Genomic DNA, 16,825 nt, shown 5'->3' with positions numbered 1-16,825 from the left:
CGCGGTAAAAGGTTACACTCAGCATAAATAAAGTTATGATGAAGCCCATCAATGTGGCCGGCGCCCCTGCAGCTATTGGCCCATATAGCCACGCCGTTCAAGCCGGCAACCTCTACTTTTGCTCTGGACAAACCCCGTTAGATCCGGAAACCATGCAACTGGTTGGGACTGACATTTCTTCCCAGACCAGCCGCGTATTCGAAAACATTCAGCATGTGCTTCGCGGCCTGGGCCTGGAGCTTTCTGATGTTGTGAAAACCACAGTATTTCTTAAATCGATGGACGATTTTGAAGGTATGAATGCGGTGTATGCAGCTGCGTTTGGTACACATCGGCCGGCACGCACAACCATTGCGGTAAAACAGAACCCGTTGGATACACTCGTTGAAATTGAGTGCATTGCCATGGCACGTTAGTTAACAGGTTCGCGGATGCCCACTTGCCGTGCACCTGTAGCAGGCGTTTCTGTTAGGGCGTCTCCAAGCTCGGCCCGCTTGGCTTCAGCCATTGCTGTAAGCCTGGCGATGACTTCTGGATATTGATCTGCAACGTTTTGTTGCTCGCCGATGTCAGCCTCAAGATCGAAGAGTTCGAGTCCTACCTCTGCGCCATAGTTGTATTTGCCCGGTATCCCATCTTTGCCCAGGGTGCGGTCTTGCATCGTTCTGTACCGATGGGGAAAGTGTAGCTTCCATTTCCCACTGCGCATGCCGTGTAATGCATTGCGGTGGTAATAAAAGTAATAGGCTTCCTGAGGTGACACGGTGTCGGTTCCGTTCATCAAAGACCAGATGGGTTTACCATCAATTGTGTGATCTGGCAGGGGGGCGTCAATGAGGGTGGCAAGTGTTGGGAAAAGGTCGATGGTCATGGCTGGTGTGGCTACTTCGAGGCCGGCCGGAATTTGTTGTGGCCAGCGGGCAACAAAGGGTACGCGCACACCACCTTCCCAGGTTGTGCCTTTGCCTTCCCGGAGCGGAAAAGCAGAGCCGGCGTGGTTGCCGTAGCTGAGCCAGGGTCCGTTGTCGGACGTAAAGATTACGAGGGTGTTTTCATCTACCCCAAGCCTTTTTACCGTATCCAGGAGTTGTCCGATTGACCAGTCAATTTCTTTGATTACATCGCCATACAGGCCGGCGCCGCTATGGCCGGCGCGGGTTTCTGATACAAAAAGCGGTACATGGGGCATCGGATGTGCCACATAAAGGAAAAACGGCGTAGCAGCCTCAACCGATGTCTCTATAAAAGAAACAGAGCGGGTGGTGAAATCTGTTGTGAACTGGCGCTGGTCGGTGTTGTACCCGATTATTTCTTCGCCCTCGATGGTTGGAAGATCGGGCCAGGCTTCAGGATTTTCCGGATGGTTTGGCCACATATCATTCGAATACGGAATGCCATAAAAATCATCAAACCCATGGCGGGTAGGCAAAAACTGTGGGTGGTGCCCGAGGTGCCACTTACCGTACATGGCCGTAGCATAACCCTGGCTCTTGAACAATTCGGCCATGGTAACTTCATCTGCATGGATGCCCGTGGTGTCCGATGGGCCGAGTGCACCGTGTATGCCAATACGGTTTGAATAGGTGCCTGTCAGGAGTGCTGCGCGGGAGGCTGAGCAAACGGGTTGGCTCGCATAGAAATCTGTAAACCGGACCCCCTCATCTGCCATACGGTCAAGGTGGGGCGTTTCGTAAGCCGTTGCACCAAACGGGCCGATGTCCGCATAGCCCATATCATCAACAAACATGACAATTACATTGGGCTGCCGCTCGGCATTTTGTGCGGTGGGTGGGGGCTGGCAGCCAGCGAGGAGCAGCAGTGTCAGGAGAGAAGTGGCTTTGAAAATCGACATCATGTTGGGGTAAAAAGCAGAACCGCAAAAGTGGGTAGGACTTCTGCGGTTCTGTTGTTTGACATTCAGAACGGGTTGCTCTGAAAATGGAGTACTAAAAAATGAAACACCGAAAACCAGGTTTGCGCTGTTTCTACAGCTCGTAGCCGGCGCGGTATTCACGATGGAGATACTGGTTGGCGTCTTCATTGTTGGTGACTTCACCTTTGTCAGCATCCCAGTGAATTTTAACGCCCTGTCCTGTACGCAACGCTACGATACCGAGCAGCATGGTTTCGGTCAATGGCGCGGCATACGAGAACGGAGAAACGGCTTCACCTATGCCTTTGCACGCATTGGCCCAGTTCATTTCATGTGAAGTGGTCACACGTTCATAGGTTTCTGGCAGATCAGCGTGCTCTTCATTCAGGTGGTCCGGATACATTTTGAATTCGAGTCCATGGCCAATATGCATCATAGCCCCTTTACTGCCCTCATAAATAACACCGCCGGCACGTGGTAATGGCTCGTCGTCTGGCATAAAGGCTGAGCGTGTTGGCATTAAGCCACCATCGTACCAGTGCAGATTGACTGGCGGCAAATCGTGCCTGGCTTCAAATTCATAGTGTGCCGTCATTGCAAACGGGAAGGAGGCGATATCGCGCGGTGCACCGCCCCATGGACTGATGTTGTCTGCACCCCAAGGTGTTGAGGTCGCTTCAACGGATTTTGGTGCATTCAAGTCGAGTGCCCAGAAGGGGTGGTCGATCAGGTGTGCACCCATATCGCCGAGTGCGCCAGTACCATAGTCGAGCCAACCGCGCCATGTAAAGGGCTGGTAAATTGGGTGATAGTCGACTTTCGGTGCGGGGCCAAGGAAGAGGTCCCAGTTCAGGCTTTTTGGTTTTTTTGGTTTTCTTCGGCCTGTAAAACCAACGGCGGTTCTGATCTGGACATCGTCCATGCCCCAGCCGGTGTCTTTACCCAGTTTGGGTCGCTTTGGTCTTGGTACACCCTGGGGCCATACAGGCCGGTTGGTCCAAACGTGCACTTCCCGTATTTCCCCGATGGCGCCGGCCTGAATCAATTCATTGACCCGCCGTGATTGATCGGTTGAGTGTCCCTGGTTACCCATTTGCGTTACGAGCGCCGGATTATCTGCAGCCAGTTTTTGCAGCACGCGCGCTTCATGCACAGACCAGGTCAAAGGTTTCTGTACATATACGTGTTTGCCCATTCGCATAGCCATTGAGGCCGCAACCGCGTGGGTGTGATCTGGTGTGGCAATCACAACGGCGTCGATGTCTTTTTGCTTTTCGAGCATGACGCGAAAATCGCTATAGCGGGCTGCTTTCTGATACGCTGCTGCCAGGGCTTCGCGGCCATCGCGGATTTTGCCTTCGCCGTCGTGCAAGCCGTTGTGCACATGGTCAAAATTGACGTCACAAATGGCAACAATGTTTTCGCTGGTCACCTGGCGCATGTTTTCAGCACCCATACCGCCGGCGCCAATCGCCGCAATATTCAGCTTGTCGCTTGGGGCGGTAAACCCCGGACCGCCGAGCACGTGGCGCGGCAATATGGTAGCTACTGCGCCGGCCGCGCCGGCTACTTTTACAAATTCACGGCGTGTTACTGATTTCCCTTTCATAATGCACGATCTGGGGTTTGGGAGGGATGGTGGAACGAGGATTCTTGAATATCGAACTTTTTAAGGAATTTTGCGCGTCAGATTTCTGGTGCAAGCACTTTGGGCTTTTCTGCGGCCTCTCCGTTTTTTTGTCTTCGACTATCTGGCTGTATCAATATATAGTGATACAGGCATATGCCGGCTTTTCGCCGGCCCTGGGGATGTTTTTGAAGATGTCAGCCAGCCAGGTCACGCGCCATGATGTAATCATGCTGCACATCTGTGCCAATGACAAACTCATGTTCTCCCACAATCTCGTATCCCCATTTCTGATAGAAGGATATGGCAGCCTGATTTTCTTTCCAAACGCCCAACCAGATGGTGTTATAATCCTGTTGCTGCCCAGCGCTGATCGCTGCTTGCATAAGTGCTGCACCAACGCCCTTACCAACAACGTGCTGATCTACATAGATGCGCTCCAGTTCGAGCGGGTAGGTATCAGGTATGCAATCGGGTTGTTTGACAGCCCGGACTTTGGTATACCCAACAGCTTCTTCCTCCAACTCAGCCAGGAAAAAAAGAGCAGAGGGCTCTTCCAGTTCCTGTAACATTTTTTCAGCTGTGAACGCTGTTTGTAGGTAATTAGTCATGTCAGCCGGGTCGTTTTGGGTGGCAAATGCATCACGAAAGGTACGTGCGCCAACTGTTGCAAGCAGCGCTGCATCTTCAGGTGTTGCTTTACGAATGATGACGTTGTGTTTCATGATAAATGCTCTGACATAACGTTGTCGCACTAGTGTCTTATTTTTCAGCGATCTGCAGCAAGCCAGCCCAACATATGAAAACGACGAATTACATCAACACATTTATTGAGGTAGCTGAAGATTGTCCGGTTACCGCCGGTGAGGTACCTCCTGTTAAAGGGGACAAAAAAACGGTAGCGAATTTACAATTCGAGATGGTTCATGCACAGCCGTACAAATATACGTCAGACGAAGTTTTTTTTACCGTGCATGCCATAAGGAAAGATTTGACTCATGCTGAGCTTGATGCCGCACGTGAACAGTTTTTTTCAAAAGGCCAACCTTGCTTTCGGGCTTCTCCGCTCACCAAGCGATATGGCTGGGGCGTTCATAGTGATGCGGATGGGCGTGTTGCGTTGTATGGTGTGGGATCTGACGCATACGAAGCCTGGGTTGCAGACGCGAAGGTTGAAAAAGTAAAAGCAATGCGATCACGCCGGGCAAAGTAGATCAGGCCAGCCCGAGCGCAGTATGTCTGGGCCGGCCTTAATCTTTTCGGAATCCGCAACGCAATGCCGGCTCATTTTGTGAGCATTGCCAGTGCATCTACCACATCGTTCATCTGGTTTTCAGATAACGCAATGCCGGGCATCTGGCTCTGCGGGTTCATGGCTTTCGGGTTGGATATATACGAGCGGATATGCTGCTCCGACAAATGGTTTGCCAGCGAGAAAATACTGGGCGCTGTGCCGTTACCGCCTTCCGGACTGTGGCACTCAATACACTGGTTCAATGTTTTGAACGCTTCGGCATACTGATTGGCTTCAGGTTTGATGGGCCGGGTGAGTGCATAGAGCGTCCCCTGATCTGCCAGCACAAACAATTGTCCGTTGGTATGCTGGTGAACATATCGCGCCGGCTGCCCGATGCAGAGTGGTTCGCTAAAAATCACCCGTTGGTTTTTGATGCGTAGCCGGTAAAGGCGTTGCATTGAAAGTGTGGACACAAGGAAGTCTCCATCCCATGTTGGATCAAAACCATCTATCTGGATAATGTTGGAGACGGCGCGCGAGGGAATCCAGGCATAAGTTGGCGGGGTGTAGTTGTCGTGCCGGCCGAATTGTGCCGCCAATCGGACGGGCATTGCCGTATATGTTGTGCCCAGTGTTGCCCGCGGCCAACCATAGTTGTTTCCGCGTTCAATCCGGTTGAGTTCATCACCGCCGCGCGGCCCGTGCTCAACTGACCAGACTTCACCATTGTTTGCCACCACAATGCCCTGTGGATTTCTGTGGCCCATAGAGAATACTTCCACAGCACCAGTATCTACATGAATCAACAAGATTTTACCGTAATCGTTGTCGAGGGCTTGTGGGTTAGAGCCGGTAGGGAAAATGTTGTCTGCTGTAAAATCCCCAACTGTTAACAGGAACGCGTTGGCGCTATAGGCTGCCATCCTGCCGCCGCCCATCGGAGGGCGAATCGGTTGTCCCTGGTTACGGGCCGGCAAACAAGGATTGCTACGAAACAGAATTTGCCAGTCAGCCGCGTCTGCTTTTACTGACGCAATCGATGGCAATCCCGAATCAAGCGGTAGAAAGGCAACGGTGCGGGTATAGCAAGCCATGGTATCGTGCCACTCTGAATAGGAAACCAGGAGGCCGGCATCCAGCGCCAAAATATGGTCAAACCTGAAGGGGGTGTCGGGCGCTTTGTAATTGTTTGCAACGCGCGCCACTTCAAATGCGGCATTGCCGTTGTCGGGTAGTTCTATGCCGGTACGTGTTATGTCTTTGTCGGTAGCGAGGTACAAATCCCCGCTGCTGGTTAGCACCAATAAATCGTTCTTCCTGGACGTTAGGCCACCACCGCGATCATTTTTGTGTTTGCTGTCGAGCAATTGCGTAGTCACGGCAATATGGAAGAAATGGGTGTGGATGTCTTCTCCCTCGATGGGTGAGCAACCAAGCAGCGGGCTGTGATGGAAATCATCGGGGGTATTGTATAGCGTTGGAAAGTATCGGTATGCAAGGATGTTGAGCTGGCCGTAATAAAAGAAATTGAACTGATAAGAAAGGGCAACGGATGCAAGTGAGCCTATGATGCATAACATCACAATCACTGTTTTTGTGAGTTTCATAACCGGTGTGGTAAATAGGTCGCGTCCCGCAGTAGGCCTTGCCGGAGAAGAAGAGCACGCATGCCGGCAGGCGTCGACGCAGAAATAGACACGGAATTGAAAGTGAAATCAAACGCCACGTGAGCGCTGATTGAACGATGTTTCAAACCGCTCAGGCATACCAATGCCTGATGAGGCTCATGAACCAGGGGGGCTGGTTATTGCTTGTTGACGTGCAGCACAGACGCAATCTGTGGACCCATGCCGGTGGCATTATCAGATTACAACGATACCTGTGCGGCCGCTTTACCTGGGGGGAAGGATAAGCGCAGGTGCTAAGAGGAAACTGCTAAAGTGGTTGTTTGCAGCGTGTGCCGTATTGGAAAAGCAAGGTGCGACACACCTGCCTGTATTAGCTGCATTAAATGGTTATCCAATCATTAGGATCCCGTCATTTTTATGCTAGTTGATTGGTGTCGGCTGCAGGTACTGGTTGGTAACCCGTTTTCCCACACGTGCGCCGAGCGTATACCCTTCATCTGAATCGTATCGAAAGTGGATGCCTAGATAAACCCGGGACGCTGCACATTCTTTTGCGGCCGCATCGAAGCTTGCAAAAGAGCGAGTAGCAGGCTTCATCGGTATTTTTCCAGAAAAGGGGCCGGCAATATCGACAGACGCTGTTGTCATCGTGAAGGCAAACGGTTCACCAAAAGTAGTTTTCATGGCCTGCACAGCGGCGGCACAGGCTGTGCCATGGGCAGAGGGATAAGACGGAAAGGCATAGGTATGTTTGTGGGTGTTGTTCCAGGATGTATCCGGAGAAGTGTTCGGATTTTCGTCGTTGGCAGCCCAGCGAATTGCTGTATATGGTCGCCAGTGATTGTATAAAAACTTGTTGTGGAAGGCGTTGATATAGGCGTCGTATACGCTAACATTGAGTAAGGCAAAGAGGCGCGCGGCATCGTGCGGCGGAAGGGCTGTGTCCTGGGCAAGTTGGCGGGCCAGGCGGTTGTGGGAGTTTTCTACAAAATCTTTCCACCAAAGGGCAAGATGGGTCTGGTCAGGTGAGCGCGTCGTGCTATTTTGTTGGCCTACAGATTTAACTTCGTTAAATGCCTCCGTGTAGGCCGCGCTGTTAATGGCCGGCGGTGGGGGTGAGGTAAACAAGCTGTCGCTGGCAAAGGCAAAAGGAGCGGCTTGTCCCCAGCCGGCGCCAAAAATAAATCCATCGGGTGTGCCGCTGTGCTCATTGAAGGCCGCATAGACGCCAGGCGCCATGGGGTGCCACTGGTACGTTGCTTCGGTATTCCAACCATCGTTCTGCCGCGTACCCATAATCAGGGTTGCAGCAGATTCTCCCACCTCCAGTCCGTGTTTGCGCGCATCGTCGTCGGGAATATGCACCAACAGCGAATCGCGTAGCGAAGCGAGGGCCGGTTGCTGATCCGGGTATTGGTTGCTGGCAACGCTATACGCTGCCTGGTTGACGGCAGCCTCTATCGTTGCAATTGAACGATTGGCCACATCTCCTGGTGCAAATTTATAGGTTTCGAATCGACTGTCATAATGATTTAGCACATCATGTATGGCCAGGTGCATCATGGCTGTAGTTCTGAGTCCTTTCAGTGTGAGGAAGCCATCTTCTTGCTCTGCGATATGCAAGACGCGTTGATTCCACGTAACAATAGCTTTGGTGAGTGTCATTGGCATATCTTGTACCTGTGGGGTACAGCTGACAACGGTTAGCAAGAGTAGAAGGAGTAGATGGCGTAGCTTCATGGCGTCTGGTCTGGTGTTTCGAAAAAGCTAAAGCCTTCGGGTTTTCCAAACCACTACAATTTTTGTAGTACATACATGAGCGCATGAAACAAGGATATGGACAATACTGTCCGCTTGCCCTTGCGGCGGAATTACTTGGGCAGCGATGGACGGTGCTGGTGATCAGCCGGCTCATCGATGGGTGTACAACGTTTAATGATATTCACCGGGGCGTGCCCCGGATTTCGCCTTCTCTGCTATCGCGTCGGCTAACCGAGCTTGAAGACTACGGATTGCTGGTGCGCGAACAACAGTCGGGGAAATCCACCTACCGGTACATTTTGACGGAGGCCGGCTGGGACCTGGAAGACATTATCATGCAGCTCGCCGTATGGGGGCAGCATTGGGCGCGCGACATGGTGTTGGACGACCTGGACCCCGCGTTCCTCGCCTGGAGCATGCATATGCGTATTAACACAGCGGCCATGCCAGCCGGCCGAACTGTGCTGGAGTTTGATTTTTCGGGAACGCCCCAGGAAACGTACCGCTTCTGGCTGGTGAATAATGACGGGAAGGTCGACATGTGTTTGAAACACCCCGGGTTTGATGCAGACCTGGTCGTTTCAGCCAATTTGAAGCTATTTGTTGAGGTTTGGCGGGGATTTAGAAGTTTGCAGGATGAGATAGCAGCTAAAACAATAAAACTTGAAGGTCCGCGTAAATACCGGGAAGCGCTGCCTGAGTGGTTATTGCTCAGTGCGCTTGCCCCGTTTCCACGGAAACGCAAGGGCAGAGAATTGGAGGTTGCCAAACAACACGCGTGTGTGCCTCAGGCATCAGACGCTTCGAGCGATTCCAGGTAAGCAATGGCATCGCTGCAGTTGACGTGTTTGCTGAGCAGCTTTGCTTCTTCAAGCGGCGTTGTGTAGTCGTCGATACTGGTTTTTATGCTCAGATCAGCGCCATGGTCGACAAGCAATGTCAAGGCCTTTACGTCATTTCGCGCGGCTGCATGATGGGCTGGGGTCCAGTCGTTGCCCCCTTTTAAATTCACATCTGCGCCGGCTTCTATTAGCAATTCTATAACGCCATATCGGTCTTCTGCATCCAGTTCGAGGGCCGTATGCAAAGGCGTTTCTCCAGACGCATCCCGGAAATTAAGATCAAGCCCTTGCCTCAGTATCCATTTAATGGATGCTATTGATCCTTCTGAAATGGTGTGCAGGATCCATGAAATGTTGAGATACGGGTCGGTACCGTCAGGAAAGGATGGCTCAATTTTCCTGAGTGCATCCAGTGCCTCGAGGTCTCCTTGCCTTAGCAGGTCGAGAATGTACAGATAATCATCCATAGTAGCCGATAGGTATCGTGGGTCGGCAGTTGTACTTGTAAGACTTTCTTTCCATTTGCAGCAGCTGCTGATAATCCAACAGCAAAAGGTTGCGATTTCTAGTGATGCGTACACCCTGTTTTGAGCAACATCTTTGCCTGGGAGTATGCCGAATTGATGTATAAAGTGCTACATTCCAGTACCACCAAATAACGAAGGAGATGTAGCATGCGTAACCGACAACTTCATATACAAACCCGCGCTGTTCATGCAGGAGAGCAGCCCGACCCGTCAACGGGTGCCTCTTCCCCAAATATTGTGATGTCCTCTACGTTTGTTGCAGGCACAGATGCTTCGTTTTCGATTGAAGGAAATGATGCAGACGCCCCTTTTTTGTACTCGCGCTGGGCGAATCCTACGGTTGCGCAACTAGAGCAAAAACTGGCTGACCTCGAAGGGGCTGAAGCTTGTGTGGCATTTGCAAGTGGGATGGGGGCCATTGCCGGCCTTATGCTACACTGCCTCAAGGCTGGCGATCATCTTGTGATGAGTGATGTGGCGTACGCCGGCGCCTCAGAGCTTACCAATGATCTGATTCCCCGGCTGGGCATTTCGGTAACAAAGGTTGACATGTCAGATCTGAGCAATGTAGAAGCCGCCCTTCAGCCGAATACCCGCCTTGTATATATAGAGTCTCCTTGCAATCCCATTATGCGGCTTACAGATATTGCTTCGGTAGCTGCACTTTGCAAAGCTTCGGGTGCAGAACTGGCAGTTGATTCAACCTTTGCTAGTCCGATTGCGACCCAGCCAATCGCCCTGGGAGCCGACTATGTGATTCATTCCCTCACCAAGTATATCGGAGGGCACGGCGATGCCCTTGGGGGAGCTGTGTTAGGGGCTTCCAAAACGCTGGCGAGGTTGCGGCAGGAAATCACCATACACGCTGGCGGGATCATCAGCCCATTTAATGCCTGGTTGATTATGCGTGGCGTAGCAACCCTACCGATTCGGATGAAAGCACATGAGACTGCGGCGCTATCTGTTGCCCGTTTTCTTGAAGGGCATCAAGCTGTGACGCAAGTAATGTATCCGGGGTTGCCCTCCCACCCGCAGCACGCACTGGCAAAAAAACAGATGCGTAATTTCTCCGGGATGTTGTCGTTTCAGACGCGTGACGGGTTGGCGGTTGCCCGGGTCCTGGCGGAGCGCCTGAAAATTATCCATTACGCTGTTTCGCTGGGCCATCATAGAAGCCTCGTTTTTTATTTGCCCTCCGAAAGCATGTTTGAGACATCGTTTCGCCTGTCGAAACCACAGGAAGTAGCATACAAGAAGTATGCAGGGGAAGGCATTTTTCGACTTTCTGTAGGGATTGAAGATGCTGATGATTTATGCGCGGACCTCGATCAGGCCCTGTCGCATTTAGGTTGACATTGAACATTGAGATAAAACGTAGTTATGCCCAAAGGCATCATTATAGGAGGCGGGATTGGCGGACTGGCAGCCGGCATTGTGTTACGGCAACTTGGCCATGAGGTTGAGATATACGAGCGGGCGCCCATGCTTACAGAAGTTGGGGCCGGCATTGGACTGTGGACCAATGGCCTTGCTGTAATGGAGGCATTGAAGGTGAAGGATTATTTACAGGCGTCGATCCCGGTAAAGGATACCTGTGTGCGGACAGCAGACGGTACACCGCTCTCCGGGTTATCCGCGGTAGACTTACCGGAGCCGGGCAGTGACCTCGTTCGGTTTTTTCATCGTGCAGAGTTACTTGAGTGTCTGGAATTTACGCTCCCCGAGTCGGTACTGTTTATGGGCAAACAGTGCACTGCTTATACCGAAGCGCACGACAATGTAGCGGTAAGGTTTGAAGATGGGACGTATGCCCGCGGGACTTATTTAATTGGAGCTGATGGCATTCATTCGGCCGTTCGGCGGCAGGTGTTGGGAGATGAGGCGCCGCGGTATGCCGGCTATACAGCATGGCGCGGGGTGCTATCCTACGCAGGGCCTTTAAAGTATGGCGAATATTGGGGCCGCGGTGCGCGATTTGGGATTTTTCCTCTAACCGAGGGCCGCGTGTACTGGTTTGCAACGCACACAGAGCCACAAGGGCAGCAGGCGCCTTTTGGTGAGCGCGCCTATCTGCTTGAATTGTTTGGCAGATGGTGTGCACCGATTGCTGAACTCATAGAACGTACCCCCGAAGCGCAAATTTTAAGGCACGATGTCATCGATCGTAAACCGTCGTCAACCTGGGGGCGCGGACTGGTAACCCTGTTGGGAGATGCTGCGCACCCAATGACGCCCAACATGGGGCAGGGTGCATGCCAGGCGCTTGAAGATGCGCTGGCGTTGCGCGATGCGTTTAATGAAACGCACTACGTTGAGGAGGCATTGCGCAATTACGAGAAGCGCCGGCGGAAAAGGGCCAACTGGTTTGTGCGGCAATCGTATCAGATCGGAAAAATTGGGCAGGCCAGGAGTGCCATGGGGATTTGGATGCGAGACAACCTGGCCAAACACATCCCCGAGTTTGTACATCAAAAACAGCTAGCCCGAATGATCGCCGGCAGTTAGAGCTATTGGCCATGTTTTAACCACTTCAATCAATGTCCAGCTGATGCTTGATGCGTCCTGTGGCGGATTTTCGATGTCTTCTTCGAGGATGTGGAGGAGATATGATGTGCCTGTTTTGTGCGAGAAGCCGAAAATGCCGTCGTACCAATACGTCCATTGATCATCCGGATTTTCACGCACGAGCAGGCATTGCTGTTCACCAACTCCGACACACGTGGCCGTGCGATCAGCAACATAAACCAGTTTTTCTCCCGCTTCCAACTGAGGGAGTGTCTGGTTAGGTTGCGGAGCAGAGTCGCAACCAGTGAGGAGAAGGCAAACAAATACAAGAAAGCGCATGCTAAAGGTAGCTGGGATGTGTTCGGTTCAAGTGCAGATTAGACACCCGAAGTTGCTAATCTATTCCGCCGGCGTCAGGTATGTGTCTGCACAGCCTTGTGACTGAAGCAGTTGTGGGATTTATCCTGATAGATGTTGTGGTATATATGGCGCGTGGTTATCAGATGGTGTACTCTTTTGAGACATTTTCATGTAATCAAATTTTGAACTGTTTTTTGTAGGGAGTTTTGAGAGAGGAAAACCGCAGCCGTTATGCGGTTTTAATACAGGGTAATGGATTGGTATGTAAGAAAGCGCTTTTTTTATATTGCTAGACCGTTTCTAGGGGACGTAAACTTGCGCCAATAGTCCATTGTTAAATTAAGGGAATAATATTATAGTTGGTTGGCTGAACGTATTTATAAGGAAAATCCCCAGTTTCTTGCCCGCATCTTGTTGCTTTCAATCGAAGGCAAATAAGCGATTCGCCACTGATCTGACACATATTCGACATCCGGTATCTGTTATTGCCAGGCAATGAAAACGGATACCAGAAGACAGGTGGATGGAGATTGTTTTGTAGCGGTTCAGCGCGTCTTTGAGTTGCAGGCACACTTTCTGGCATTCTTTATGCATCTGCAGGTCAAAGGCAATCCATTCAGGAGCAAATCTGCCTGGCTACTCCCCCCACTGCTGATGTGTTATGCTATCAGCCAACTCAGCACCCCGTCTAAACCAGACCCAAGACGCGGAAGCTTCCGATTCTAGCTGGTCTGTACTTCCTTAAATAATCACTTCAAACGTTGAGAGTTTTATGAAACATCTCTACAAAGTGCTTGCGGCCCTACTTTTTGTAGGTCTGCTCGCGCCTGATGCAGCTATTGCGCAGGATAAGCAAGTGGTACAGAGCTCAAGGCAACATACCTCATTGCCGCTCCGTTCCATGCAGCCTGCGCAGCGTACGTTGGACGTACAGGTGCATCGAAAATCTATTGATAATAAGTTCAAGGTAGGAACTCCCCGTTCTTCGGGAGCCACTGATAAAGCTGGTTTTGTAGATCCTGTTTGGCAGAAAATTGCGGGTACGCAGGCCCCACAGGTGCAGGCGAACTTCGACGGTGTAAGCGATGATGACAACGCAGCACTGCTTGGATTCCGCATTGTACCGCCAGATACAGACGGTGACGTTGGGCCAAACCACTATGTACAGTGGATTAACCTTGCGGCTGAAATCTTCGACAAAGATGGCAACACCCTTGTTGGCCCATTTGCTGGCAACCAGTTCTTCCAGGGAATTGGTGGCGATTGTGAAGGTGACAACGATGGTGACCCGATCACGCTGTATGATGAAGAAGCAGATCGCTGGCTCGTGAGCCAGTTTGCGGTAACTGCTGCACCATATTTCATGTGTGTTGCTATTTCGCAGACGTCAGATCCAACGGGTGCATACCATCAGTATGAATTTGCTTTTGGAAACGACTTCCCTGACTATCCGAAGCTCGGAATCTGGGGCGATTCTTACATCATGACGACGCGTGACTTCGCTAACGGCGCTTCTTTCGCCGGCATCAGCGCAGTTGCTATGGATCGTACGGCTATGCTTAACGGCAACGCGACCACAATGGTACGTTTCCCGAACGCATTCACCAACATCAGCGATGGTCCGCTGCCAGCCGACTATGACGGTCCTGGCGCTTCTGGTCCTGCTATCTTTGGCGCACACGGTAACGATGGTGACAACACGTTCGAACTCTACGAACTGGACGTTGACTGGAGCAACCCTGGTGCCGCTACGTTCAGCAGCATCTCAGGTGTTGGTATCAGCAGCTACGACAGCGTTGTGCCTTCAGCCAACCAGCCAAACGGACAGGTACTGGACGATCTTTCGTTCTTCACCATGCACCGCATGAACGTTCGCGACTTTGGTACGCACCAGTCAATGGTTGCCAACCATACCGTTGAAACGACGACTGGTACGGCAGGTATCCGCTGGTACGAGTTCCGCAACACAGGTAGTGGCTGGACATTGCACCAGGAAGGTACCTATAGCCCGGACACGGACGATCGCTGGATGGGCTCTATCGCAATCAATGCTGATGGCGATATTGCACTCGGTTACTCTCGCTCTAGCAGCACGATGAACCCATCAATTTACATGACGGGTCAGACGGCTGATCAGAGTGGTACCGGCGTAATGAACGTTGCAGAAACACTGCTGCATGCCGGCGGTGGCTCACAGTCTGGCGCCAGCCGCTGGGGTGACTACAGCAAAATGGCTGTTGACCCGGTTGATGGCAGCTTCTGGTTTACCACAGAGTACTACGAAACCACGGGTAGCTTTGACTTCAACACGCGTATCACGCAGTTCATCCTGGATGATGGCGCAGGTGGTGGCAACAACCCGCCAACCGCAAGCTTCTCGTCTTCCTGTACAGTGCTTACCTGTGACTTCACAGACGCAAGTGTTGACAGCGATGGCTCTGTTGTTTCATGGGATTGGGACTTCGGTGACGGCAATACGTCTACAGACCAGAACCCAAGCAATACCTATGCAGCCAATGGTACCTACACGGTATCGCTGACGGTTACGGATGACATGGGCGCCACAGGCACCACGAGCTCTTCTGTTACTGTTGATGATGGCACGACGCCAACGGCTACGCTTAGCGTGAGCAACCTGCGTCTTGGCAAAGTACGCGCTGGTGGTTCATTGCGTCAGGGTAAAGCAACGATCACAGTTGTGGATAACAACGGTGCAAAAGTATCTGGTGCTACGGTTACCGGTACGTTCTCTGGTCCTATCGACGAGACAGCATCTGATGACACGAACAACCAGGGTCGCGCTGTAATCATTTCAACGGGCACCTTCCCAAATAAGGACTTCAGAGACCTGGAGTTCTGTATTGAAGACATTACGCTCGCTGGATTCAGCTACGATCCAAATGGAAACGGCGATCCTTCATGGGATTGTGCTTCTAGCAGTGCTTCCGGTTCTCTTGCAGACAATGGTCGTTCTGCCAGCCAGTTTGAAACGGCAGGCATTCCAACTGAGTTTGCGATTGAGCAGAACTACCCGAACCCGTTCAACCCAACCACGATGATCAACTTCGGTATGCCTGAGTCGGCACACGTGTCGATCCGCGTGTACAACCTGTTGGGTCAGGAAGTAGCAACGCTGGTTAATGGCGTGCGCGATGCAGGAAACCACACCGTGGCATTTGATGCTACGGACCTGAGCGCCGGCGTTTACCTGTATGTTATGCAGACTGCAGACTTCTCTGTAACCAAACGCATGACGTTGCTCAAGTAATTTCTGCTGTCAATATGTGGCTTCGGCTGCACTGACACACGATGATTACACAAAGCGCCAGTTCCTTACAGGGACTGGCGCTTTTGTTTTGGTTGCTGCCTATGTGCACCTTTGGCGCGTGACCTCCGGGAGAAAAAACGCTTTCTTCCATATAAGGGCAGTGTTAAGAAAACATGCGCCAACTTTCTCTTGCGTTTATCTATCCAGCTTTCTACCCTGTTTGCGTACCTGACTTGTGTTCCTCTGTCAGATACCGCATAGCAGACCGCCTCTCTCCATTGGCTGCCCTCCACCTGCTTTCGCAGCCACCCAGAATGACACATTGATTGAGCCCCTTTTAAGTAGATTTGCGTCGCGCAAAATGATGTGCGGTGCTTGTCTTGTTTTTTTCACATCATACCGCTGGAGATACCATATGAGAAATCTCTACACATTCTTTTCCTGTTTGCTGGTTGCCGGCTTGCTTTTACCGGGCATGGCATCTGCACAGGAAATTATAGAATTGCAAGTGGTGAACCAAAACACTTCGGCGCCGATCCACAGCATGCCTGTGCCGGCAGCTACCGAGGGAGTGGTTGCGCCTTTTGCAATTCCGAACAAGTTCATGACGTTCGGTTCTACCCGTAATTCAAACACAACTGAAGCCCAGTTGTCCAAAGATCCTGCATTGCAGTCTTCTTACGGTGGAGCCTACGCGAAAATTGCGCAGAACTTTGATGGTTCTAGCGACGACGACAACGCTGCAATCCTCGGATTCCGCGTTGTACCGCCGGATACAGATGGTGATGTTGGCCCACGGCACTACGTACAGTGGATCAACTCTGTCTCTGAAATCTTCGACAAAAGAGGCAACACGATCATGGGGCCCTTCCCAGGTAACCTGTACTTCCAGGGACTGGGCGGACTTTGCGAAGCAACCAATAATGGTGACCCTATCGTACTTTATGATGAAGGCGCGGACCGCTGGAACGTAAGCCAGTTTGCACTGGATTTTGCGAACCTGCAGTTCTCCATGTGTATCGCCATTTCTACAACAGGCGATCCTACAGGAAGCTATCATCAGTATGAAATCCAGTTTGGATCCATTTTTCCTGACTACCCGAAACTGGGTATCTGGGGTGATTCTTACCTGCTTTCTACGCGTAACTTCGTTGGCGCTTCTGGTCAGTTTGCTATCGTCCTGGACCGCGAGGCCAT

15 protein-coding genes are annotated in these 16,825 nt (G+C 51.6%); 8 read left to right on the top strand and 7 right to left on the bottom strand.

Going from position 1 to position 16,825, the window contains the following annotated elements; genetic code table 11:
• Positions 1 to 35 precede the first annotated feature (35 nt).
• Positions 36 to 416, top strand: coding sequence for a RidA family protein (locus tag AAF564_12875; GenBank protein MEM8486438.1), 381 nt, complete (start codon positions 36 to 38; stop codon positions 414 to 416).
• On the opposite strand, the gene AAF564_12870 is transcribed toward AAF564_12875, so the two are convergent.
• The 3 genes from AAF564_12870 to AAF564_12860 form a co-directional block, all read right to left on the bottom strand.
• The gene (locus AAF564_12870) at positions 413 to 1,855 is read right to left on the bottom strand and encodes a sulfatase (GenBank protein MEM8486437.1); all 1,443 of its coding nucleotides are present in this window, start codon (positions 1,853 to 1,855) and stop codon (positions 413 to 415) included. The two genes, AAF564_12875 and AAF564_12870, sit on opposite strands and share 4 nt — an antisense overlap.
• A gap of 130 nt (positions 1,856 to 1,985) precedes the next feature.
• Positions 1,986 to 3,482: a Gfo/Idh/MocA family oxidoreductase gene (locus AAF564_12865; protein ID MEM8486436.1), complete on the bottom strand. Its 1,497-nt coding sequence runs from the start codon at positions 3,480 to 3,482 to the stop codon at positions 1,986 to 1,988.
• Between the two features lie 215 nt (positions 3,483 to 3,697).
• The gene (locus AAF564_12860; protein ID MEM8486435.1) at positions 3,698 to 4,225 is read right to left on the bottom strand and encodes a GNAT family N-acetyltransferase; all 528 of its coding nucleotides are present in this window, start codon (positions 4,223 to 4,225) and stop codon (positions 3,698 to 3,700) included.
• 74 nt (positions 4,226 to 4,299) lie between these two features.
• Between AAF564_12860 and AAF564_12855 the strand changes: the two genes are divergently transcribed.
• Complete coding sequence (locus tag AAF564_12855; protein MEM8486434.1) at positions 4,300 to 4,713, top strand: DUF6157 family protein; 414 nt, start codon at positions 4,300 to 4,302, stop codon at positions 4,711 to 4,713.
• A 71-nt stretch (positions 4,714 to 4,784) separates the two neighbouring features.
• Here the strand turns inward: AAF564_12855 and AAF564_12850 are convergent, their stop codons facing one another.
• Together AAF564_12850 and AAF564_12845 are read right to left on the bottom strand one after the other, a co-directional pair.
• Positions 4,785 to 6,344, bottom strand: coding sequence for a PQQ-dependent sugar dehydrogenase (locus AAF564_12850; protein ID MEM8486433.1), 1,560 nt, complete (start codon positions 6,342 to 6,344; stop codon positions 4,785 to 4,787).
• Positions 6,345 to 6,785: 441 nt separating this feature from the next.
• Positions 6,786 to 8,105, bottom strand: a complete 1,320-nt coding sequence (locus tag AAF564_12845; protein MEM8486432.1) for a vanadium-dependent haloperoxidase — start codon at positions 8,103 to 8,105, stop codon at positions 6,786 to 6,788.
• Positions 8,106 to 8,188: 83 nt separating this feature from the next.
• Between AAF564_12845 and AAF564_12840 the strand changes: the two genes are divergently transcribed.
• Positions 8,189 to 8,947, top strand: coding sequence for a winged helix-turn-helix transcriptional regulator (locus AAF564_12840; protein ID MEM8486431.1), 759 nt, complete (start codon positions 8,189 to 8,191; stop codon positions 8,945 to 8,947).
• On the opposite strand, the gene AAF564_12835 is transcribed toward AAF564_12840, so the two are convergent.
• Positions 8,914 to 9,435 carry an ankyrin repeat domain-containing protein gene (locus tag AAF564_12835; protein MEM8486430.1) on the bottom strand — a complete coding sequence of 174 codons (522 nt, stop codon included), beginning with the start codon at positions 9,433 to 9,435 and terminating at the stop codon, positions 8,914 to 8,916. The two genes, AAF564_12840 and AAF564_12835, sit on opposite strands and share 34 nt — an antisense overlap.
• Positions 9,436 to 9,642: 207 nt before the next feature.
• Between AAF564_12835 and AAF564_12830 the strand changes: the two genes are divergently transcribed.
• Both AAF564_12830 and AAF564_12825 read left to right on the top strand, forming a co-directional pair.
• The gene (locus AAF564_12830) at positions 9,643 to 10,848 is read left to right on the top strand and encodes a PLP-dependent aspartate aminotransferase family protein (protein ID MEM8486429.1); all 1,206 of its coding nucleotides are present in this window, start codon (positions 9,643 to 9,645) and stop codon (positions 10,846 to 10,848) included.
• Positions 10,849 to 10,875: 27 nt separating this feature from the next.
• Positions 10,876 to 12,000 (top strand): FAD-dependent monooxygenase, encoded by a 1,125-nt coding sequence (locus AAF564_12825; protein ID MEM8486428.1) that lies wholly within the window; start codon positions 10,876 to 10,878, stop codon positions 11,998 to 12,000.
• On the opposite strand, the gene AAF564_12820 is transcribed toward AAF564_12825, so the two are convergent.
• A complete protein-coding gene (locus AAF564_12820) occupies positions 11,974 to 12,339 on the bottom strand; it encodes a DUF4377 domain-containing protein (GenBank protein MEM8486427.1) in 366 nt (121 codons plus the stop codon). The genes AAF564_12825 and AAF564_12820 overlap by 27 nt on opposite strands.
• Before the next feature lie 516 nt (positions 12,340 to 12,855).
• Between AAF564_12820 and AAF564_12815 the strand changes: the two genes are divergently transcribed.
• The 3 genes from AAF564_12815 to AAF564_12805 form a co-directional block, all read left to right on the top strand.
• Positions 12,856 to 13,086, top strand: a complete 231-nt coding sequence (locus AAF564_12815) for a hypothetical protein (GenBank protein ID MEM8486426.1) — start codon at positions 12,856 to 12,858, stop codon at positions 13,084 to 13,086.
• A gap of 46 nt (positions 13,087 to 13,132) precedes the next feature.
• Entirely contained in the window at positions 13,133 to 15,628 is a 2,496-nt protein-coding gene (locus tag AAF564_12810; protein ID MEM8486425.1) for a PKD domain-containing protein, read from the top strand.
• Between the two features lie 415 nt (positions 15,629 to 16,043).
• Positions 16,044 to 16,825 (top strand): hypothetical protein (locus AAF564_12805; GenBank protein MEM8486424.1); only part of this gene is annotated, 782 nt, incomplete at its 3' end.

The organism is Bacteroidota bacterium (assembly GCA_039111535.1).
Lineage (GTDB): Bacteria > Bacteroidota > Rhodothermia > Rhodothermales > JAHQVL01 > JBCCIM01.
This window is presented reverse-complemented; position numbering and strand designations above follow the sequence as displayed.

Coding starts and splice junctions, on each gene's coding strand:
- AAF564_12860 (MEM8486435.1), bottom strand. CDS start 4,225: ATGAAACACAACGTCATCATTCGTAAAGCAACACCTGAAGATGCAGCG.
- AAF564_12810 (MEM8486425.1), top strand. CDS start 13,133: ATGAAACATCTCTACAAAGTGCTTGCGGCCCTACTTTTTGTAGGTCTG.
- AAF564_12840 (MEM8486431.1), top strand. CDS start 8,189: ATGAAACAAGGATATGGACAATACTGTCCGCTTGCCCTTGCGGCGGAA.
- AAF564_12845 (MEM8486432.1), bottom strand. CDS start 8,105: ATGAAGCTACGCCATCTACTCCTTCTACTCTTGCTAACCGTTGTCAGC.
- AAF564_12875 (MEM8486438.1), top strand. CDS start 36: ATGATGAAGCCCATCAATGTGGCCGGCGCCCCTGCAGCTATTGGCCCA.
- AAF564_12815 (MEM8486426.1), top strand. CDS start 12,856: ATGAAAACGGATACCAGAAGACAGGTGGATGGAGATTGTTTTGTAGCG.
- AAF564_12835 (MEM8486430.1), bottom strand. CDS start 9,435: ATGGATGATTATCTGTACATTCTCGACCTGCTAAGGCAAGGAGACCTC.
- AAF564_12870 (MEM8486437.1), bottom strand. CDS start 1,855: ATGATGTCGATTTTCAAAGCCACTTCTCTCCTGACACTGCTGCTCCTC.
- AAF564_12865 (MEM8486436.1), bottom strand. CDS start 3,482: ATGAAAGGGAAATCAGTAACACGCCGTGAATTTGTAAAAGTAGCCGGC.
- AAF564_12825 (MEM8486428.1), top strand. CDS start 10,876: ATGCCCAAAGGCATCATTATAGGAGGCGGGATTGGCGGACTGGCAGCC.
- AAF564_12820 (MEM8486427.1), bottom strand. CDS start 12,339: ATGCGCTTTCTTGTATTTGTTTGCCTTCTCCTCACTGGTTGCGACTCT.
- AAF564_12830 (MEM8486429.1), top strand. CDS start 9,643: ATGCGTAACCGACAACTTCATATACAAACCCGCGCTGTTCATGCAGGA.
- AAF564_12850 (MEM8486433.1), bottom strand. CDS start 6,344: ATGAAACTCACAAAAACAGTGATTGTGATGTTATGCATCATAGGCTCA.
- AAF564_12855 (MEM8486434.1), top strand. CDS start 4,300: ATGAAAACGACGAATTACATCAACACATTTATTGAGGTAGCTGAAGAT.